This is a genomic window from Sediminivirga luteola, from assembly GCF_014639315.1.
Taxonomy (GTDB): Bacteria; Actinomycetota; Actinomycetes; order Actinomycetales; family Brevibacteriaceae; genus Sediminivirga; species Sediminivirga luteola.
This window is the reverse complement of sequence record NZ_BMFY01000019.1, coordinates 41,448-62,622: the sequence shown is the minus strand read 5'-3', so window position 1 is coordinate 62,622 and position 21,175 is coordinate 41,448. Positions and strand designations below refer to the sequence as shown.

11 protein-coding genes and 1 pseudogene are annotated in these 21,175 nt (G+C 70.9%); 9 read left to right on the top strand and 3 right to left on the bottom strand.

What is annotated here, in order from left to right; translation table 11 throughout:
- The first annotated feature begins 43 nt into the window (after positions 1-43).
- Positions 44-1,000, top strand: a complete 957-nt coding sequence (locus IEW13_RS16005) for a sugar ABC transporter substrate-binding protein (protein WP_188551939.1) — start codon at positions 44-46, stop codon at positions 998-1,000.
- A gap of 109 nt (positions 1,001-1,109) precedes the next feature.
- Here the strand turns inward: IEW13_RS16005 and IEW13_RS16000 are convergent, their stop codons facing one another.
- Positions 1,110-1,583 carry an aminoacyl-tRNA deacylase gene (locus IEW13_RS16000; protein ID WP_188551938.1) on the bottom strand — a complete coding sequence of 158 codons (474 nt, stop codon included), beginning with the start codon at positions 1,581-1,583 and terminating at the stop codon, positions 1,110-1,112.
- A 718-nt stretch (positions 1,584-2,301) separates the two neighbouring features.
- Between IEW13_RS16000 and IEW13_RS15995 the strand changes: the two are divergent.
- The 7 genes and pseudogenes from IEW13_RS15995 to IEW13_RS15965 all read left to right on the top strand — a co-directional run.
- Positions 2,302-3,051, top strand: a pseudogene (locus IEW13_RS15995) (NUDIX hydrolase); the annotation flags it as partial.
- Between the two features lie 227 nt (positions 3,052-3,278).
- Positions 3,279-4,535 (top strand): quinolinate synthase NadA, encoded by a 1,257-nt coding sequence (gene nadA / locus IEW13_RS15990; RefSeq protein WP_188551937.1) that lies wholly within the window; start codon positions 3,279-3,281, stop codon positions 4,533-4,535.
- Positions 4,489-6,390, top strand: a complete 1,902-nt coding sequence (locus tag IEW13_RS15985; RefSeq protein ID WP_229745247.1) for an L-aspartate oxidase — start codon at positions 4,489-4,491, stop codon at positions 6,388-6,390. Before nadA ends, IEW13_RS15985 begins: the two co-directional genes overlap by 47 nt.
- Positions 6,390-7,274, top strand: a complete 885-nt coding sequence (gene nadC, locus IEW13_RS15980; protein WP_188551947.1) for a carboxylating nicotinate-nucleotide diphosphorylase — start codon at positions 6,390-6,392, stop codon at positions 7,272-7,274. Before IEW13_RS15985 ends, nadC begins: the two co-directional genes overlap by 1 nt.
- On the top strand, positions 7,271-8,401 hold the full coding sequence (locus tag IEW13_RS15975; RefSeq protein WP_188551936.1) for a cysteine desulfurase family protein: 1,131 nt from the start codon (positions 7,271-7,273) through the stop codon (positions 8,399-8,401). Before nadC ends, IEW13_RS15975 begins: the two co-directional genes overlap by 4 nt.
- Positions 8,402-8,601: 200 nt before the next feature.
- Positions 8,602-8,814: a type II toxin-antitoxin system VapB family antitoxin gene (locus tag IEW13_RS15970; protein ID WP_188551935.1), complete on the top strand. Its 213-nt coding sequence runs from the start codon at positions 8,602-8,604 to the stop codon at positions 8,812-8,814.
- On the top strand, positions 8,811-9,245 hold the full coding sequence (locus IEW13_RS15965) for a PIN domain-containing protein (protein WP_188551934.1): 435 nt from the start codon (positions 8,811-8,813) through the stop codon (positions 9,243-9,245). The genes IEW13_RS15970 and IEW13_RS15965 overlap by 4 nt, the downstream gene beginning before the upstream one ends.
- Before the next feature lie 293 nt (positions 9,246-9,538).
- Here IEW13_RS15965 and IEW13_RS15960 read toward each other — a convergent pair whose 3' ends face one another.
- Together IEW13_RS15960 and IEW13_RS15955 are read right to left on the bottom strand one after the other, a co-directional pair.
- Positions 9,539-15,355 (bottom strand): GH92 family glycosyl hydrolase, encoded by a 5,817-nt coding sequence (locus IEW13_RS15960; RefSeq protein ID WP_188551933.1) that lies wholly within the window; start codon positions 15,353-15,355, stop codon positions 9,539-9,541.
- Between the two features lie 505 nt (positions 15,356-15,860).
- Positions 15,861-20,357, bottom strand: a complete 4,497-nt coding sequence (locus IEW13_RS15955) for a lamin tail domain-containing protein (RefSeq protein ID WP_188551932.1) — start codon at positions 20,355-20,357, stop codon at positions 15,861-15,863.
- A 406-nt stretch (positions 20,358-20,763) separates the two neighbouring features.
- Between IEW13_RS15955 and IEW13_RS15950 the strand changes: the two genes are divergently transcribed.
- Positions 20,764-21,117 (top strand): hypothetical protein, encoded by a 354-nt coding sequence (locus tag IEW13_RS15950; RefSeq protein WP_188551931.1) that lies wholly within the window; start codon positions 20,764-20,766, stop codon positions 21,115-21,117.
- Positions 21,118-21,175 lie beyond the last annotated feature (58 nt).

Sequence of the window (21,175 nt, the reverse complement as noted above, 5' to 3'; positions counted from 1 at the left end):
CCGCGGCCGCCACGTACGGCGGTCCCGTAGCGAAAGAGAGAACATGAGCACCCTGAGCACCAGGACCCTCACCTTCACCGGCCTCGCCGCCGTGGCCGCTTTCGGACTCGCCGCCTGCGGCGACGGAGGCGGCGAGGCAGCCGGCGGGCAGGGCGGCGACGAGAGCGTCACCGTCACCGTGGTCACTCCCTATCTGGCCAACGCCGCCACCGGCGAGGCGATCGACCTGTTCACCGCCGAAGGCGAGGAGCGGGGCTGGACCGTGAGCGTGGTGGACACCGCCGGCGATATGAACCGGCTCAACAGCGCGTTCCAGGACGCCGCCGCCCAGCAACCCGATGCGATCGTCCTGGGCACGGGCGACCCGGCGCAGATCTCCCTCGGCCTGCGCGCCGCGGGCGATGCCGGCGTCCCGGTCTTCGCCATCGACGCCGGTGAGGACGAAGGCATCGCCGCGAACGTCACCAGCGACAACACGGATCTGGGCGAGCAGAGCGCGCAGGCGCTCATCGACGAGGTCGGAGCGGACGGGCGCGTCCTCATGCTCACGCACGACCCGCATCCGGGGGTGCGGGAGCGTGCCGAGGGTGCCCGCGCCGTGTTCGAGGAGGCGGGCGTCGAGATCCTCGACCAGGTGCATGTGGAAGTGCCCGGCCCGGTGGACGACGCCCGCACCTCGGTGCAGGACGCGCTCTCCGCACGTGGCACCGGTGATGACGGCATCACGGGCATCTGGGGCGGCTGGGACGAGCCCGCGCTGGGTGCCACGCAGGCGCTGCAGGCGGCGAACGTCGACGATGTTCCGGTGGTGGGCGTGGACGGTCAGGACTTCGCGGTCGCCGAGATCGAGAAGGGCGGCCCGTTCGTCGCCACCGTCAAGCAGGACTGGCCGGCGATCGCCGCCGAGGTGGCCTCGCTGATCGAGGCGCTCGTGGAGGACGGCGTCGAGCCGGAGCAGCGCCAGTACGAGCTGCCCGGAACCCTGATCACCCAGGAGTAACCGGACCTTCTCTGTCAGGCAGGTCAACTCGAAAAGGTCGGGTTGATCGTGCATTCACGATCAACCCGACCTTTTCGCCCATTTCACCGGACAACCTCCATGGCTGCGCTCAGGCGGGGGCGGGGTCCGAGATATCGGCAAGCTCGGCGTCGAGCCCGCTCAGCAGCGCGTCCGCGTCCAGCCAGAGACCGTAGCCGGCCACGCCGCTGCCGATGCCGATCCTGCGACCCGGCACGAGGATGTCCGCGTAGACCGGCCAGGCACGCGTGCTGCCTAGCGGGGAGATCGTGCCGCGCCGGTAGCCGGTCGCCTCGAACGCCTCGTCCTCGTCCGGGAGATGCAGCTTGTTGGTGCCCGCGGCGGCACGCAGGCGCGGCCACGCGATGCGCCGGCCCATGGGGACCAGCGCGAACAGGTACTCGCCCGCCTTGCGGCGCAGCACCAGGGACCTGACCACGTCATCCCAATCCAGGCCGCGCGAATCGTAGTCGTCGAAGGAGATGAGCTCGGCGTCGATGCCGTACTCGCGTGCCTGCGCGAGCGCTCGGCTGGTCTGTTCTGCCGTGCTCTGATCCACCGTCATCGGCGCGCTCCTCACGTGTCGTGTGCCATCCTGCTCGTGCGCATCCTGCCCGCCCCGCCGGCGAGCCGCCGGGCTCATCGCGGGAGCCTCGGCGCGAGACCACACCGGACTTCCCGTCGTGAGCGGTTCGCTCGCGCCGCGATCTTGCGAAGCCCCATCGGGGCGTCCCGCCGTGACGGCCCGGCCCTGTCACCTGGCCGGGCACTGCCATTGCGGTTCGGTCCTGCCATACGGCCCCGTCGTTCCGGTGCCTCTGGTGCGGCCCGGGCTTCCGGGTCTTTCTAGGGCAACCGCCGCTCGCGGCGCGGCATTCCTTGCGCCCGTCCTGAGCACCAGCGTCCTTGCCGGATACCCCTTCCGCGCAAGGTCCGCCTTACCCTTAAGGTGTTGTTGACATTAAGGGTTCCCGGGAGCAGAATCGCCTCCTAAAGCCGCGCGGCGCTCGGCTGGCGAGCCTCAGAAGTCCAGCCGGACATCGCGCGTCATGGCCTGGCGGGTCGGGGCCGGTACCGCTCGTGACGGCCTGGCATGGCCACGGGGGCCGGGAACCGGCAGGACGCCCGGTCCGGCACGCGCCGGCCCGGCATGGACGCGCACCGGGCGCGGAGCGGGCGGATTGGAACGTGCCAGCAGGGCAGCGCCCACGACGCGGGTGTCGCCGGGCGAAGAAGAGGGGAGCTTGCGGGCAGTGAACGCGAACGCACACGCCGGCACGGACATCTGGGCCACTGAGGCGGATGGGCCGGAAGGGCTGGATGGAGGCGTCGAACTCGCCGTGTCCACCGTGATCTTCGCTCTGCGTCCTCATCCGGAGAGCGGCCTGATGACGCTGTGGCTGCCGCTCGTGAAACGTATCCGGGAGCCGTACCTCGGCCAGTGGGCGCTGCCAGGCGGGCCGCTCCGGCCGGACGAAGACCTCGAGACGAGCGCTCGCCGCACCCTTCTGCGCACCACCAGCGTGGAACCGCGCTACCTGGAGCAGCTGTACGCCTTCGGCTCGGTGGAACGCTCCGGCACCGATGCGCCCCGCACGTCCGGCCCCGCACAGCCATCATCGCCGCCACCACAGCCCGAAACCGCGGAGGCCGCCCGCGTGGTCTCCATCGTGTACTGGGTCCTCGTGCAGTCCGACGAGGCCGCACGCGCCGTGGACGGGGAGAACGTGCAGTGGTTCATCGCCGATGACCTGCCTCCGCTGGCCTTCGACCACGACGAGATCATCGCCTACGCCCTGTGGCGGCTGCGCAACAAACTGGAGTACGCGCAGATCGCGCAGGGATTCCTGGGCGGTGAGTTCACCATGGCCCAGCTGCGCGAGGTCTACGAGGCGGTGCTGCAACGCCGCCTCGACCCGGCGAACTTCCGCCGCCAGATGATCACGAGCAAAGCGGTGGAGCCCACCGGCCGGAAGGTCACCGGCACCAGCCATCGGCCCCCGGTGCTGTACCGCTTCCGCACCAGGATCGGCGCCGCGGCCCCCGAGCACGTCCCACGGGTCCGCTCGCGCAGCGCCGCCGCCCCGCCCCCGGGAGCCGCTCCCGCCGAAGCACGGTCCCGTCCGGCTCACGACCCGCATCGCGGCCCCGGCCCGGACGGCCCATATCACGACCCCGGCACGGCTGGCCCCGCCGCATCAGGCATCACGCCCGACCTCGGCACCCGTACCCGCCCTCACACCGAAGGACCTGTTCGACGATGACGTCCGTCAACCTCACCATCACCGCCCGCCCCTCCGAGGCCTGCGACACGGATCTGGCCAAGGACCCGTGGGAGTTCGCCGCTCTGGCCGGCTACGGCCCCGGCGCCTCCTCCGCCGATCCGATCCCGCGCGGCGCCGTCCGTCCCGGCGGGCTGCCGCCGGAATACCAGGGCGTCCCGGATGCCGAACTGCACGCGCGTATCCAGGCGGCCAAGACCGCGCTGGGCGACCGCGTCGTCGTGCTCGGCCATTTCTACCAGCGCGACGAGGTCGTCGCGCACGCCGATTTCGTCGGCGACTCGTACCAGCTGGCGCAGGCCGCCCTGACGAGGCCGGACGCCGAGGCGATCGTCTTCTGCGGGGTGCACTTCATGGCCGAGACCGCGGACATCCTCTCCGCGCCGGAGCAGAAGGTGCTGCTGCCGAATCTCGCCGCCGGCTGCTCCATGGCCGATATGGCCGACAGCGACTCCGTCGAGGACTGCTGGGAACAGCTGGAGGAGCTCTTCGCGGGTGAGGCGGCCGGCGACGGCCTCGCTCCCGTCATCCCGGTCACCTACATGAACTCCTCAGCGGCGCTGAAGGCGTTCTGCGGCCGTCACGGCGGCATCGTCTGCACCTCCTCCAATGCGAAGACGGTCCTGGAGTGGGCCTTCGCCCGCGGCCGCCGGGTGCTCTTCTTCCCGGACCAGCATCTGGGCCGCAATACCGCCAAGGCGATGGGCGTGCCCCTGGAGCAGATGCCGATGTGGAACCCGCGCCAGCCGCTGGGAGGGAACACCCCCGAGGCTCTGCGCGAGTCCCGCGTCATCCTCTGGCACGGTTTCTGCTCGGTGCACAAGCGCTTCACCGTGGAGCAGATCGACCGGGCCCGGGCGGAGTACCCCGGCGTGAAGGTGATCGTGCACCCGGAGTGCCCCATGCCGGTCGTCGACGCCGCCGATGCCAGCGGCTCCACCGACGTGATCCGGAAGGCCGTCGATGCCGCCGCTCCCGGGGACGTGCTGGCCATCGGCACCGAGATCAATCTGGTGAACCGGCTGGCCGCCGAGAATCCGGACAAGACGATCTTCTGCCTGGACCCGGTCATCTGCCCCTGCTCGACGATGTATCGCATCCATCCGGGCTACCTGGCCTGGTGCCTGGAGAGCCTGGTCGCGGGTGAAGCGCCGAACCGCATCTTGGTGGACGCGCGCACGGCGAGCGATGCGCGGGTGGCCCTGGAGCGCATGCTCCAGGCCCGGCCGTCATGAACCCTCGCGGTTCGCAGCGAGCGGCGTCACGGCACCCCGGCCGCCCGTCTCACAGCGGAGCGCCTGCCCGCGAGCCGGCGGGGGCGACGAGGGAGCGCACCGGAGAGCAGAGCCGCCCGCATGTGATCGTGGTGGGCGCGGGCATCGCCGGCCTGGTGACGGCGCTCGCCCTGAGCGAAGCCGATACCGCTGCCGGCCCTTCGTCACGATCCTGTGCAAGGGTCACCTGGGGTCGGGGTCGACCGCCTGGGCTCAGGGCGGGATCGCCGCGGCGGTCACGCCGGGGGACTCGCCGGCCGCGCACGCCGCCGACACCCGCACCGCGGGAGCCGGCCTGAGCGACCCCGCGGCCGTGCAGGTGCTCTGCGAAGGCGGGCCGGAGGCGATCGCCGTGCTGGAGCGGTACGGCGTCGTCTTCGACCGGGCTCCCGGCGGTCAACGGGCGCTGGGCAGGGAAGGGGCGCACAGCACGTCCCGCATCCTCCACGCCGGCGGGGACGGCACCGGGGCCGCCATCGCCGCAGCGCTGATCGCGCGGCTGCGCGAACGCGCCCGCGCCGGGCTGCTGCATGTCCGGGAGGAATCGGCCGTCGCAGACCTGCTCGTCTCCGCCGGGGCTGCGGGCCGCCGCGCGCACGGTGTGCGGCTGCTGGACGGCACCGAAATGCACGCCGATGCCGTGGTCCTGGCGACCGGAGGCGCGGGCCAGGTGTTCGCCCGCACCACCAACCCGGACGTCTGCACCGGTGACGGCGTCGCGCTGGCGCTCCGGGCCGGTGCCGCGGTGGAGGATCTGGAGTTCGTGCAGTTCCATCCGACGGTCCTCGACCAGGACGCCGTGTGCTCTTCCCCGGCCCCGGCTGCCGGAGGGGGCCCGTTCCTGATCTCGGAGGCCGTGCGCGGTGAAGGCGCCGTGCTGATCGACGCCGACGGGCGGCGCTTCATGCCCGGGGTTCATCCCGACGCCGAACTCGCACCGCGCGATGTCGTGGCCCGCGCCATCGACGCCCGCGCCCGGCTCACCGGGCACCCCGTGCATCTGGACGCCACCGGCCTGGGCCGGGACTTCCTGCGAAGGCGCTTCCCCGGCATCGATGCGGGGCTGCGCGCACGCGGCGTGGACTGGGCGGTCGATCCGGTTCCGGTCACGCCGGCCGCGCACTACCTCATGGGCGGCATCGTGACGGACCTGTCCGGCCGCACGAGCCTGCCCGGGCTGTATACCGCCGGGGAGACCGCGCGCACGGGGGTGCACGGGGCCAACCGCCTCGCCTCGAACTCTCTGCTGGAAGGCGTGGTGTTCGGCAAGGCCTCTGCGGAGGCGATCATGGCCGGGCTTGCCGCAGCACCGGCCGCCGCGCTCTCCGGGACGCCAGTCTCCGCTTCGTGGACTGACGCGCCCCTGCCTTCGCAGCGCCGGGCCGCAGCCCGTGACGGCGCCCAGCCGGTTGCCGGGTCTGGCGCGGCACCGGCCTTCCCCGCCTCTGGCGCCACCGCTTCGGTCCCCGCGTTCTCACGCGAACGGCTGCAGGCTCTCATGTGGGAGCACTGCGGGCTGGTCCGCACCACCGAAGGGCTCGATGCGGCAGCCGCTGTCCTTGCCGCCTGGGCGTCCGGCCCCACCCCGAACGGTAGCAGCGCGCCGCTCTCCCGGGAGCAGGCCGAGGACCGGAATCTCCTCGCCGTCGCCCAGGCGATGGTGGCGGCCGCCCGCCGGCGCACGGAGAGCATCGGCGCCCATCACCTCGCCGGCGATGCCCTACCCTCGCCGGTCCCGCGCCCCGGAGCGCGCTCGGCCATGCACACCACCACATCGGGGAGCCGCACGGCGGTCGCCGGGAAGGAGAGCCGATGATGGCGCTCGGGCACCACGAGATCATCCCGCTGGTCGATGCCGCCCTGCGGGAGGACGCCCCGGAAGGCGATATCACCTCCATGAGCCTGATCCCGGAGGACGCCTCCGCACGGGCGCTCCTGGCGGCCAGGGAACCAGGAGTCTTGGCCGGCGGGGAGGTCTTCGCCTGCGCGTTCACCAGGGCCGACCCCCGCATCGACGTCCGGCTGCTCGTGCGCGACGGCGAGGAGTTCGCCTCCGGGCAGCCGCTCGCCGAGGTCGCCGGGCCTGCCCGTGGCGTGCTGCGGGCGGAGCGGATCGGCCTGAACTTCCTGCAGCGCATGTGCGGGATCGCCACCGCCACCCGCGCCCACGTCCGCGCCGTTGAGGGGACGGGCGCCCGGATCACGGACACGCGCAAGACCACGCCGCTGCTGCGGACGCTGGAACGGCACGCCGTGCGATGCGGCGGCGGCCAGAACCATCGCGCCTCGCTCTCCCAGGCGTTCATGGCCAAGGACAACCACCTCGCGCTCGCCGGCGCCGGGCCCGGGGCGCTCGCCGCGGCGCTGCGGGGCGCCCGGGGCAGGCTGCCGCACACCGTGCACATGGAAGTGGAGGTGGACAGCCTGGAGCAGATCGAGGAGGTCCTCTCCGCCGGTGTCGCCGGGACGATCATGCTGGACAATTTCAGCCTGGAGGACCTGCGCCGGGGTGTGGCGATCATCGGCGGCCGCGCCCTGGTGGAAGCCAGCGGAGGGGTGACGCTGGAGACGGTGCGGGAGATCGCGCTGACGGGGGTCGATCTGATCTCGGTGGGCGCGCTGACGCATCACGTCCGCTCGCTCGACCTGGGGCTGGACATGGCAGGCGCACCGGACGCCGATGAGGGGCCGGCGCGGTGATCTATCTCGATGAGGCCGCCACGGCACCGGTCAGGCGAGAAGCGCTGGAAGCCGCCTGGCCCTATCTGACGGCGGAGTTCGGGAACCCCTCCAGCGTGCACACCGTCGGCGAGGCCGCCCGTGCCGGACTGGAAAGGGCCCGGGCGGACGTCGCCCGGCTGTTGGGCGCTCGTGCCGGGGAGATCCTGTTCACCTCGGGCGGGACGGAGGCGGACAACGCCGCCGTGAAGGGCATCGCTCTCGCCTCCGCCCGCGGCCGCCACGTGATCGTTTCCGCCGTGGAGCATCCGGCCGTGCTGGAGGCGGCGGAGTTCCTGGGCCGGTTCGGCGGGGAGGTCACCCGGCTTCCCGTCGATGCCGACGGCCTGGTGGCGCCGGAGGCTCTGGACGCGGCCATCCGGCCGGACACCGCGGTGATCAGCATCCAGCACGCCAACAGTGAGATCGGTACGATCCAGCCGGTCGAGGAGCTGGCCCGGATCGCCTCCCGGCACGGAGTGCCGCTGCACGTGGACGCGGTGCAGAGCGCCGGCACGCTGCCGCTGGACATGCGCGCTCTCGGCGTGCAGGCGCTGACCATCTCGGGGCACAAGCTCGGCGCGCCCAAGGGCGTGGGAGCGCTGTACCTGCCGCTGCGGGTGCCTTTCGAACCGCTGATCCACGGCGGGGCGCAGCAGCGCGGACGCCGCTCGGGCACGGAAGACCCGGCGGGGGCTGTCGCGCTCGCGGCGGCGCTGGAGGCCTCGTGCCGGGATGCTGCCACCCAGGGCGAGGCGCTGGCCGCGCGCCGCGACCGGTTCATCGGCGCCGTGCTGGAGCAAGTGCCCGGAGCGCGGCTCACCGGTGCGCGCCACCGGAGGCTTCCCGGCCACGCCTCGTTCGTCTTTCCCGGCCTCAGCGGCGAGTCGGTGCTGCTGGAGCTCGAAGCGCGCGGGATCGTGTGCTCGTCCGGATCGGCGTGCGCCGCCGGCTCCGACGAGCCCAGCCATGTGCTCCTCTCCCTGGGACTGGAGCCCGATGTGGCCCGGACCGCGGTCCGCTTCACCTTCGGCCATCGCGTCCCGGAATCCGATCTGATGCGGGCCGCCTCGGAGCTGGCGCGCATCGTCCCCGCCATGCACCGCTGATCCGCGCACCCGGTCCCAGCATCGCGTCCGGGCGCAGGCATATCGTGTCGTCTGCGATTGACCCGGAAGGGTCGGGTAGCCCGTGAACTCACGATCAACGCGACCACTGCCGGGTCGATCCGGCAGACGGGCTCCAGTACCGACACGATGGGTGGGGTACCTGCTATATAATTGATCATATAACAGGAGGAGGTTCCCTCATGGCCATGACCAGCGTCGACCTCGACCCCCAACTCATTGAGCGCGCGCGTTCCCTCACCGGTGAGCGGTCGAACCGCGCGGTCCTCGACCTGGCGCTACGCCGTCTCATCGCCTCGAAGCAGAAAAGCGCGATGGTCGAAGGCATCGCGGAACTGGAGGCCCTGCCGGAGGAGCTGGGCGCACCGGTGAGCAACCCGCCGCAGGCGCCGTGACCGATTATCTCGTCGACAACTCGGTCTGGGCACGGCTCGCGGCCGGCGACCCCGCCATCACGTCGCGGTTACGCCGGATAGAACGTGCTCCAGCGGACCTCTTCGTGACGTGCCCGCCTCAAGTGCTGGAGTTCTGCCACAGCGCCCGCACTCCAGAGGAGCACGCGCTCTACCGGGAGCGCATCTCGCTGGGATTCCCTCTCGAACGCGCGCCGGATGAGTCTTTGGTGCTCGACATCCAGAGCGCGCTGTGGAGTTCGGGTCTGATGCGGTCCGCCGGTGCGGTCGACATCCTCATCGCCGGCTACGCGATCGTCAATGACGCAACCGTGCTGACCGCAGACCACGACTTCGACCACATCGCAAGAGTCAGCGATCTGCACCACGAGTACCTCGCCCTTTCGACCTCCGGCGAGCCAGGCTCACGATGACCGGTGCCCCCAGCCGGTCGTCACCCGCTGGACGGACAGTCGCCCTCGTCCGCGATTGACCCGGACTGGCCGGGTTGCCCGTGAATTCACGAGAGCAACGCGACCATTCCGGGTCAATCCGGCCAGGTGGACCGGTGACGACGGACGCCCTCCGGCGCCTGGAGTTCCAGGTGCCGGAGGGCGTCCGGGTTCTACTTACCGGCCGTGCTCAAGGCCGGACGGTCCCACCGCCGGGCCTTGGGGCCTTGAGGCCTTGAGGCCTTGAGGCCTTGAGCACGGTTTCATCGGGCCGCTCAGGCGTTCATGCCCGCCTTGCGGCGGCGAGCCACGAACACGGCACCCGCGCCCAGGACCAGCAGCACCAGAGCAGCCAGGCTCAGCACCGCCATCTCCGCACCGGTCCGCGGCAGCGGCTTGCCATCGCCGGCACCGGGGCCAGCGCCGGGCTCAGCGGAACCACCGGGATAGTCCGGGTCGCCTGGCTCCGGCGAGTGGGCCTGCCCCGAATCCGTCGGTTCCGGCTGCGTCGGCTCAGGTTCACCAGGCTGCGTCGGCTCCGGCTGGCCGGGCTGAGTCGGCTGTCCCGGCTGGGTGGGCTCACCCGGCTGCGTCGGTTCCGGTTCACCGGGCTGCGTGGGACCAGGCTCGGTCGGCTCCGGCTCCCCCGGCTGAGTCGGCTCGGGTTGCGTCGGCTCCGGCTCCTCGGCCGCGGCCACGACACGCACCTCAGCCCATCCGATGATGCCGCCCTCCGCGTCGTACGCTGCCAGGCGATGCTCGCCCAGCGGAGCGTCCGCCGGGACCGTCAGGGCGACCTCGCCGGCCTCGTCGGCGGTGCCGCTGCCCAGGGAGACCGGATCCGAGAACAGGTATCCGGTGATCTCCTGGCCGGCGTGCTCCGCGCCGACGCCCACGGTCACGTCCTCACCCTGGACGAGCTCCTCCGCCACGGCGATGGCGCCCTGGAGCTCATCGACGAGGTCATCTTCCGAAGGCTCGGCGGGTGCCGGCTCCGTGGGTCCCGGCGTCGGCTCCGTGGGCACGCTCGGATCCGGCGTGGGCTCGCTCGGGCCCGGGGTGGGCTCCGTCGGCTCGGGTTCGGTCGGCTCGGGCTCCGGTTCCCCGGGCACCTCGCCGCCCTCGGGCCGCAGCAGCGTGATCCGGTCCAGAGCGATCTGGCCGGCGTCGTGCCGCAGGCTCACCGTCGGGGCCCAGCCGGCGTAGTCCTCCGGCTGCATGGTCAGCGTCAGCAGGCCACGGCGCACGAGCTCCCATTCGCCGCCATTCTCGATCCACACGGTGAGTTCGCCGTGGTCCCCGCGTACGGCCATGCGGTCGCCCGGCTCCCACTGCACCGGGTATGCCGGCCCCGCACCGGTGGCCAGGCCCTGGTTCCGGCCGTCCACCTGCACATCGAGTCCGCTGCGCTTGCCGGTGTGGTTGTACCAGGAGTGCGCCCGGTCGGCTGGACCGGCCGTGAGGCCCAGGAACAAGCTGTCCTCAGCGGCGCCGGAATCCAGGAACGACTCCGGCTCGACCACCAGGGCCCACTGGTCCCCGGCCTCCTCCGGCAGCGCGATCTGGCTCCATGCCCGGCCATCGGAAGTCGAGGTGAGCACGCCCGCATCGGTGTCCACGGCCAGATCGCCGGGCTGCTCGCTCCCGCCGCCGTAGACGTCGTACTCCTCCAGCCGGTCCTCGGTGAAGTCGTCCTCCCAGACGACGTCGCCGTAGGTCTCGGCGTCGAAGCCCTCCGGAGTGGGCAGCGGAAGGTTCTGCGCGGGCTCATCCGGACCGGGCGCCGCGACGCCCTCCTCGGTGACCCACTTGGCGCCGTCGTCGTACTTGGTGACGGTGAAGGAGTCCACCGTGTCTCCCACCTGGAGTGGGCCGTTCTCCCCGCGCGGCGCCACCCAGGTGGCGACCGACTCGTAGCTCAGGGTGTTCTCCTCGACGCGGATCGCCTGGTAGGTCGCCACGTCCTGGTGCCGCACCTGGAGAGCCGCGTTGTTCTGCGTCCAGCGGTTGTCGTCGTCCGGCGGGAGGTCGTACATCTTCTCGCCGGCGTTGGAGACCACGTAGACCGGACCGGCGCTGACGCCGTCGATGCCCGTCGTGGACGAGTTGTGGACGCCCCGGCCGTAGGTGTGGTCGTGGCCCTGCAGCACCAGGTCGACGTCGTTGCGTTCAAGCACCGGCACGATGTGCTGCCGGTACATGGCCTCGTCCCGCAGGCCCCCGCCGGAGACACCGACCGAGAAGATCGGCTGGTGCGCGAACACGACGGTCCAGTGATGCGGGTTCTCCTGGATCACGCGCTCCAGCCAGTGAGCCTGCGCCGTGAACCAGGCTTCGCGGTTCAGATTGCAGTCGTCGGGCTGGCCTTCGGGACGCGAGATCGGGCAGATGTCGTCGTGGTTGGCGTTCAGGCTGATGTACCGCACGCCCTGGTAGTCCGAGAAGTACACGGTGTCCTTGAGCACCGTCGCCAGGTGCTCGCCGTGGGTGTCGGCGAACTCGCGGGCGTCGGAGGGGACGGGACCGTTGGCGTCGTATTCGAAGCTGTCGGTGAAGTTCTCGATGAACGGCTGGCCGCCGATCTCGTGGTTGCCGAGCGTGGCGAGGACCTGGCGGTCCGTGCGCAGCGGGCTCATCGCCTCGAACCAGTCCCGCCACTGCTCCTCGCTCTGGGCGTGGTCGATGAGGTCACCGGCGTAGATGCCCAGCGGGGCGTCCGGGTGGTCCTCGGCTGCCATGCCGGTCGAACGCGGGTAGATCGTCGGGATGCCGTTCTGGGCGTCACCGAAGTACAGGAACGTGTACGGCTCGAAACCCGCGCCCGCGGTGCGGAAGGTGTGCCATTGGCTCCACCGGTCGCCGGAGGCGACGCGGTACTCGTACTCGGTCCCGGGCTTCAGGCCCTCGATCAGGGCGCTGTGGCTGCGAGCAGGGTACCCGTCGACGCTGCGCTCAGGCTTGCCCTCGGCGTCCACCGTCACGGTCTCGCCGCCGGCCGCCGGACGCAGCTCCACCGTGCCGTCGAGGCGCTGCGGGCTGCGCGAGCGCCAGGTGACGTACTGCGAGGTGGAGGGATCTTCCGTGGCGGTGAGCACGATCCGCTCCGGGTCGCCCAGCGGCGCGTTCGGATCGGTCCATCCCTCCTCGGAGACGGCCACGTCGAAGATGTGCATGAGGCCGTTGTAAGAGGCCGCCGGCAGGATCACCGCCGCCACCGTCTTGTCCTGGTCCAGCGCGGCCGGACGGGTGGCGAAGGCACGGAATGTGCCGTTGGCGCTGTCACCGTTGCGGTTGATGCGGTTGCCCACCTCGACCACGGCGGAGTTGCCGCCCCCGGCGCCCTGGCCCCAGTCGGTGAAGTGCACCTCGACGTCCTGGGTGGACCCGTCGGTGTACTCCACCACGGCGGTGCCGGCCGAGGGGCCGTTGGTGGCCAGGCCGAGGAAGGACAGGGAGGCGGCGTTCACCGGCTCCAGCTCGACCCGCTGACCGTGCGGGATCCAGTTGTCCGGCTCGCCCGGCTCGGTCTCCGGCCAGGTGAACACCAGGCTGTCGTGTTCCGGATGCGGCAGCTGGGCACCCTGGCCGGCGCCGGCGGCGTCGAGCGCCTCACGGGAGAACGCCCAGTCGCTGAGGTCCATCGAACCCATGTTCGCCGCGCCGTGGGGCACGGTGCCGACGTTGTTGCGGGCATCGGTGCCATCGGACCACGACGGCGGCGCATCGTCATCGCCGGTGCCCCACTCCCCGGGCTCGGCGGACATCCGGAACTCGACCGAGCCGCCCTGCAGGGCAAAATCCTCGTCCAGATAGGAGGCGGTGCGGTCCTGGCCGTTCACGGTCATGCCGGTGACATAACGGGCGCCGTCGGCCACACCGGGCGCGCTGAAGGCGTAGCTGCGGTCGGCACCGGCGCTGGTGATGGTGATGTCCTCGAACATCGGCGCGGAGACCACCAGGTGCGAGGTGCCGTAGACGGCCGGGAAGACACCCAGGGCGGAGAAGACGTACCAGGCGCTCAGCGAGCCCTGATCGTCATTCCCGGGCAGGCCGGCCGGATCGGTGCGGTACATCTCCTCGGCCGCGCGGTAGAGCACATCGGTGGTCTTGTGCGGCTTGCCCAGCCAGTTGTAGACCCACGGCGTGCTCAGGGCCGGCTGATTGGAGAGGTAGTTGCCGGTCTGGTCGTAGGCTCCGGCGTCGAGGTCCTCCATGAGGACGTCCAGATCCGCTTCGGCGGCCTCGGCGCCCCCGCGCATCTCGATCAGACCGGCCAGATTGTGCTGGACGTGCCAGCCCCACTGATGACCGGTGGACTGGTGGAACTGGTCGCCGCGCTCGCGGAGGTTGAAGCCGCGGTCGAAGCCGTTGCGGTGCCGCGGGCGGATCTCCTGCGTCTCCGCGTCGAAGACGTTTCGCCAGTTCTGTGCCCGGGCCATGAAGCGGTCGTACGCCGCCTCGTCACCCTGCCGCGCCGCCAGCTGCGCCACGGCGAAGTCGGTGACCGCGTGGTCCAGGACGCGGGACGTGGCGTCGCCGCCCTTCTGGTTCTCGATCATCCCGGTGGCGAAGTACTGGAAGGCGTTGAACCTCCCGGAGCGGTCGGAGGGGAGCTTCTGCGTCTCGGCGATGGCCTCCAGCGCGTACTCGCGGTCGTAGTCCGTGGCACCGAAGGCGTCCATGGTCGCCACGACGTTCTGGAACCCGTCCGCGCCGCGGAACGCCGGCCACACGCCGTCGTTCTGCCGCACCCAGTTGACGATGGACTGGTTGATGTCGCTGGCGCGGTCGGGGTACAGCATCGCCAGGAGCTGCGCCTGGCTGCGGAACATGTCCCAGCCGCCGCCGGCGAACACGTGGTAGTGATCGCGGCCCTCGTCGACGGTGTGCACTTCGCCGTCCAGGCCGATGTACTGGCCGTTCACGTCCTGCCGAATGTTCGGGTGCATGAGGGAGTGGTAGAGCGCCGTGTAGAACCGGATGCGCTGGTCCTCGGTGCCGCCGCCGATGTCGATCCGGCCCAGGGCGTCCTCCCAGGCCGCGCGGGCCTCGGCCCGGGCCTCGTCGAAGCTGAGCCCGTCGGCCTCCGCCTCGCGGTTCTGGACCGCGTTGTCGGCGCTGACGTAGCTGAACCCGGTCCGGGCGGTGACCTCCCCGCCATCGGCGAACGTCACCCAGGCGCCGAGCTGCTGGCGCTGCTCGGCATCGTGGTTCCCGGTGACGCGCTCGGCGCCGGTGCCGCCGGCGGTCATCGTCGCCCCGTCCCAGACGCCGTAGCTCTCGAACGGCTCGTCGAACGTCATGGAGAAGTAGACACGGTACCGGCCCTCGTTGCAGACGTCCTGGCCGTAGGACCAGCCGGAGACGGTACTGGTCTCCGGGTCGATGTCCACGACCACATCGTGCAGGCGGTTGTTCGCACCGGAGGTGTTGAGGATGAGCGTGGACGAATCACCGTCGTCCGGGAAGGCGTACCGGCTCAGGGCGGTGCGCGTGGTGGACGTCAGCTCGGTCTGCACGCCGTTGTCGGTGGTCACCGAGTAGTAACCGGGCTCGGCGGTCTCGTTGTCGTGGCTGAAGTCGAGGAAGTAGCGCCGGTGGTCCACCGCCGGGCTGTGCGGCAGGGTGCCGTCCTCGCGCAGTTCACCTGTGTACGGCGTGGTGGGGAACTCGTTGCCGCCGTAGTTCTGGTGGCAGCCCGTTCCCTGGTACCTGGTCATGCCGAAGCCGCGGATCTGGTCCCCGGTCCACTCGTAGCCGCCCTTTTCCCGGACCAGGTCGTGAGCACCCGGATCGGAGTTGTAGGTCGTCGGGCTCGGCTGCAGCATGCCGAACGGCACCGCGCCGGAGGGGAAGGTGTTCCCGTAGGCGTCGTTGCTCTTGTTCTGGCTCAGGTCCATCTCGGTGCCGATGAACGGATCGACCGCCTCGAACGGGGCGATCTCGTTCGCGGTGGCCGGCACCGCGGCGAGAGTGCCCGCACCGGTGCCGGCGAGCAAGGAGATCAGAAGCGAGGCGATGAGACGGCCGCCGCGTCTGCGGGGCGCGGGCGGCCCGGCCGGGACGGCGGCCGGACTCTCAGGAATCGACATGCGAGGCCTTTCAGGAGGGGCGGAGCGGGGAAGCAGGCAACATTCACGTTTCTTTCAGGCAGGCGTGAATCGTCGGCGGAGCGAAAGCGAACGCAAGTTGACTCCGAGGTGAACGATGCCGCAGCTGACCGGCGTCCTCACAAGGCACCTTTCCTGGTCAGCCACATGTTCACAAGGGCCCCATCGCCGAGCGCCAGCACCGCCGAACGTTCTGCGGGGCACTCAGCGACCGCTGGCCCAGTCGCCGGTTCTGCAGCTCTCCCAAGGCACGGAAAGAGAGTGAAAGTCGTCGCTGGCCGCGATTGACCCGAAATGGTCAGGCTGCCCGTGAATTCACGATCAACGCGACCACTGCCGGGTCGATCCGGCAGACGGACCAGCGACGACGGACGCCCTCCGGCGCCTGGAGTTCCAGGTGCCGGAGGGCGTCCGTGTCATATCGCGCGCCGGGCTCGAGGCCGGACGGTCTCACCGACGGGCCTTGAGCACGGTTTCGTGAGGCCGCTCAGGCGTCGATGCTCCCCTTCCGCCGGCGGGCGGCGTACAGGGCGCCTCCGCCGAGGGCCAGCAGGAGCAGCGCCGAGGCGATCATCGCCGCGGTCTCGGCACCGGTGCGCGGCAGCGGCTTGCCGTCACCGGCACCCGGCCCCGCCCCGGGCTCGCCTGCGCCCGGACCGCCGGCGTCACCACCGGCATCGGCGCCCCCATCGGGCCCGCCGTCCGTCGGCTCGCCGGAGGGCTCGCCGCCGGGCTGACCGGGATCGCTCGGCTCCGGCGACGGCTCGCCCGGCTGGCCGGGGTCACCCGGGTCCGAGGGGTCAGGATCGGGCGTGCCGGGATCGGGCTGGCCCGGATCGGTCGGCTCGCCCGGATCCGGGGTGCCCGGGTCGCCGGGCTCACCGGGATCGCTGGCCTCGCCGAGCAGGCGGGGGAACGAGACCACAGACTCGCCCGTGACCTCCACCGGCTCGTTCAGCGCACGCACCCCTGCGGTACCGGGCTCCGGAGCAGGCGTCCCGGACGGGGCCTCGTCCTCCGCGGCCTCGTCCCGGCCCGGAGCACCCGGCTCGGCCGATGGGTCCGTCTCGCTTTCCCGGTCTTCCGGTCCAGCGGAGTCACCGGACAGAGACGTCGGCTCGGCGGTGCGGCCGTCCTCCGGGACCGCGGCACCCTCCGCGGGACCGGTGTCCTCAGCTGCGCCGTCGTCCTCACGGGGAGCGGCGTCATCACCGGGGTTCCCGGCATCCCGTCCGTCCTCGTCCTGATCTCCCGCAGCGGGCGCGGAGCCGGTCTGCGGGTACGGGCCGGCCTCCGCGCGGGGCGCGCTCTGCTGCGCCAGCAGGCTCTCCAGGAACGCCCCTTCCGGTGCCCGGGCCGCAGCGGCCTGGGCGTCGTCGGCGGCGGTTTCCTCCACCGCGGTGGTGACCGAGTACCAGGCCAGGCCCGCATCGTCAGCGGACCAGTCGTGCACGGCGGTCTCACCGGCGGCGACCTCCACGACCGCCTCCTCGCTCGCGGTGCCCTGGACCGTCCACGCCTGGGTGGCGAAGGACGTGGGCTTCACCAGGTCCACCTGGACGACGAACTCGTCGTCCTCCGGGCCGTAGCGCGCGTCGTCCCCGCGGAACGCCGGCTCGTCGTACTTCCACGCCTCGAAGTCATCCAGGGTGGGCGAGTAGGCGTTGACCGCCATCAGGCCGGCATCCAGATCGAACTGCAGCAGACGCTGGAAACCGGTGTCCCGGTCATAGGTGTCCGCACGCGGATCCGGCTGGGAGGAGCGGTAGCCCTGATAGTCGGCCAGCATCTCCACGACGCGGCGGCCTTCGGCGCCGACGTTGTCGATGACGGCGGTCTCTCCGGGCAGCTCCGAGACGTTGACGCGCTCACCCGTGATCGGATCGGCGTAGTTGGTGGCCACGCCGTGGTAGTGGCCGCCCACGACCAGGAAGATGTTGTCGTTCGGGACGATCACCTTCTCCCAGATGTGGTTCGCACGGGCGGAGTGCCGGCGCTCGATGTCGTCCACCTCACCGCTGGTGTGCAGATAGGAGTGCGTGGCCAGGATGATGTTCCAGTCCTGGTTGGCCTCCGCCACCGCGTTCGCCCACTCCAGCTGGGCGTCCGAAGGGTTGTACTGCAGATTCAGCACCAGGAACTTGGTGCCGTCGTCGTGGATGAACCAGTCGTAGTGGGCGCTGTTGTCCCCCGGCTGCCAGGAGTTGCCCCACCACGGCTGATCCTCGAACATCTCCGGACCGAAGTACTCGTTGTACAGATCGTTGTTCCGGCCCCAGAAGTTGTCGTGGTTGCCGGGAAGCACGCCATTGGCCACGCCGTGCTCATTGAGCAGCTGGGTGATCTTGGCGGCGTCGCGGAACTCACGGCGGGCACGCTCGGGGTCGTCGAAACCGCGCATCCAGTTCTCGATGATATCGCCGGTGTTGGTGCTGTAGGCGATGTCACGGGCGTCCTGGTTGGCGATCACCCAGGCGACCATATCGGTGAAGACGCTGACGAAGCCCTCGGAGTAGAACTGGGTGTCCGTCATGTGGTTGAACGCCAGATCGTAGGTGCCCGGCTGGGCGAACTCCTGATCCACCACGCCGACCTCGTCGAACAGCCCGCCGGTGGTGCGCGGGCCGTCCAGCACCAGGACGTTCACCGTCTCACCGTCCACCATCGAGGCGCTCGCGCGGCCGATGAGCGTCAGGTCGCCGTCGTGCGACGGCTGGGCGGCGTCCAGCAGCAGCCAGGCCTGCTCGTTGAGGTCCCAGCCGTAGAGCTGGATCTCGTTGCGGTCCTGCGTTTGCCCGGTCCAGACCACTTCCAAACCCTCCTCCGGGACCTCCTCGACGGTGATCTCGAACCGCTGGAACGGGTATTCGCCGCTGTGGCCCTCGCTGACCAGGGAATCATCGGCGGCCAGTGACTCCTCACCGTCGATCTGAAGGGTCTCAGGGAGACCGGCGGTGGTACCGGACCACACCCCGGTGGCGTCCTGGTTGACCGCGACCGGCGCGGCGGAGCGGAAGCTGACCTGCAGATCGCGGTCCCCTTCGTGCTCGGTGCGCACCGAGGTGCGGAAGCCCTCTTCGGTGGCCTCGGCGCCGTCGTCTTCCACCAGCGGGGTGCCGGGACGGTAGGCCCGGTCCACGCTCACCGGATCGGTCTGGCCCGGCAGCGGCACGGTCTCGTCCCGCCACTCGTGCTCGACGTACTCACCCGGGGTGCGCTCGGCCTTGACGAACTCGTGGTAGCTGTCCTCGCCGTCGAACACGGCACGCTGATAGGTCAGGCCCTCATCGGCGCGGACGTTGTTCTGCAGGGTCAGGCCGGTGCCGCAGTGCTCGACGGGGATGGTGTCGTACACGCCGACGCCGTCCACCCGGGCGCGCTCCTGGTCGAACAGGACCGCGCCGTAGCCGTCGGCGTGATTGAGGCCGGTGGCGTAGGTGCCGTCGGCGAGCTCCCGCAGGGCCGCTGGGGCGCTGGCCGGCGCCGCCAGATAGGTCTGGCCGGGCTGCAGCGTCACGCCCAGGTCCGCGATCTGCGGGGACGGCGCCATCCGTCCGGTGCCCTCGCACCGGTACAGGGACCAGCCGCTGGTGTCCACGGGCGCGGAGCCCGTGTTGGTGATCTCGATGAACTCGTCGCTGCCGCCGGCCGGGCCGTCGGCGATCAGCTCGGTGATCCACACCTCGCCGGCGTGCGCCGATGCCGGGACCTCGACGGGCTCCAGATCCTCGGGGGCAGGCCATTCGCCGGGGGTGCGCAGGGCGGCGACGAAGTCGGCGGCATTGTCCCCGGTGTCGGAGACGCGCTGGTAGCTCTCCCCGGTGAGGACGTTGATGTCATAGGCCTTGGGCGTCCCGTCGGTGCAGGGGCTCACCCGGTGGTCGCCGTACATGCTCATCCGGTCGACGATCTTCTCGTCCGGGGTGAGGACCATGGCACCGGAGTTGATCCAGTGCACGCTCGTGCCATAGGTGACGTCCGCTTCCCCGGCGATCGAGGAGCCGGAGCGGGCCAGCAGGAAGGTCTCGCCCGGCTGCAGGACGCTGCCGGCGGGCAGCCCGTCGGACTGCGAGTACGTCTGCGAGTTGTCACCGCAGCGCCAGACCTTCCAGCCGCTGATGTCCACTGCGGTCTCGCCGGCGTTGGCCAGCTCGATGAAGTCCTCGTTGTAACCGCCCGGCCCGCCCGGTGCGTACTCGGTGATCAGGATGTCCCCGACCTCTGCCCGGTCGGCGGTGATCACGGACGGCTCAGTGGTATTGGGGGCGCCGGGGGTGCGCTCGCCGACGATCCAGTCGCGATGGATGTCGCCGGTGGTGTCCACGCGCTGGATGGACTCCGCGTGGGCCCAGCTGACCTGGTCCTGCAGCGTGTCGAAACCGCCGGGGTTGCCGCACTGGCTGTGGATGGACTCGTGGTAGCGGCCGATCCGGTCGCGGGTCTGCTCCTCGGCGTCCATGATCCAGGCGCCGAAGCCGAAGCTGTGCAGCGTGACGTCATAGGTGGCGTCGGCGAAGGGCTCGTTCTCGAACGGGCTGCCCTGGCGCACGACGGTGTACTGCTCGCCCGGGGCGAGGCTGGTGCCCTCCGGGACGATCACCTGGGGACCGTAGCCGTCACCGCTCTGGCCGCAGCGGTAGATCCGCCAGCCGGAGATGTCTTCCGGCTCCGAGCCGTAGTTGGTCAGCTCGATGAAGTTCTCGACGCCGCCACCGGGACCGCCGTTGGCGACTTCGGAGACCAGGACGCCGTCCAGCGGGCCACTGGGGGCGGTGCCCGGTTCGGTCGAGGGGTTCTGGGGGGCCTCCCCCGCGGCGTCCTGGCTGACCTGGCCGTTGTCCGGAGCCGGCGCGGCCTGGGCGGACACCGGCACGAGCGCGGTGGACAGGATCACGGGGAGCGCCGCGAGCATCGCCGCGCCGAGGCGCCAGCGTGATCGTGGCGCGCCCCCGGGGTCCGGGAGCGCGGATGTCTTCGGTGACATGAAAGAGGTTCCTCCTGTCGGCCCGGGGCACGGCAGTACCCCAGGGAATGCACATCAGGGACTCATCTTTCTTTTCAGGTGCCGATGGCGACGACGTGAACGGCGTCCGAACGGCTGTTGACCCCCGCGTGACACATCCCGCCTAAGACCGTGTGAGAGGAGCCGGGGTGGGCGAGCGCACCCCGGCACGAGCACCGCACCGCCCGCGATATGGCCGAAACGGTCACGTTGCCGGTGAATACCCGGGCAACGTGACCGTTTCGGATCAACCAGTGCCGGGTGGCCGCGCTGCCCAGCGCATCTTGAGGTCGTCCCAGATCAGGCCTAGAGTGGCCGCACCAGGTGCCGATATCCCGTGCCGAGCGCACGTCCGGCGCGGGGGCACGCGAGAGGAGGGCATGACATCATGACCGATCGCAAGAAGGCGCTGTACGCGCAGGACGACGCCGGCGTGACCGTCCCGCAGGGTGAAGGCGAGGCGGCCTCCACGCCCACGGACGCCATCCAGGACGCCGATGAGGCCAGCCCCCTGGCCGGCCCCGAGGCCCCCACCGAGGTGACCGAATTCGGACTCGACGACCAGGAGCCGGAGCAGCCCGTGGAGGCCACGGAGTTCGGCCCGTGGGACGGCCGGGACAGCCAGCCCGCCGAGTCCAGCTCGGACGACCCCGAGCTGCTGGAACGGACGGACCCGCTCAAGGGCACCGTGGAGGCGCAGATCGCTGCCGCCGAGGCGAAGCCGGGCGGTCAGCCCACGTAAGAACAGGAACCCGGCCGGCGGCGGGCGTCAGACCCCGTCGCCGGCGCGCCGGGCGCGG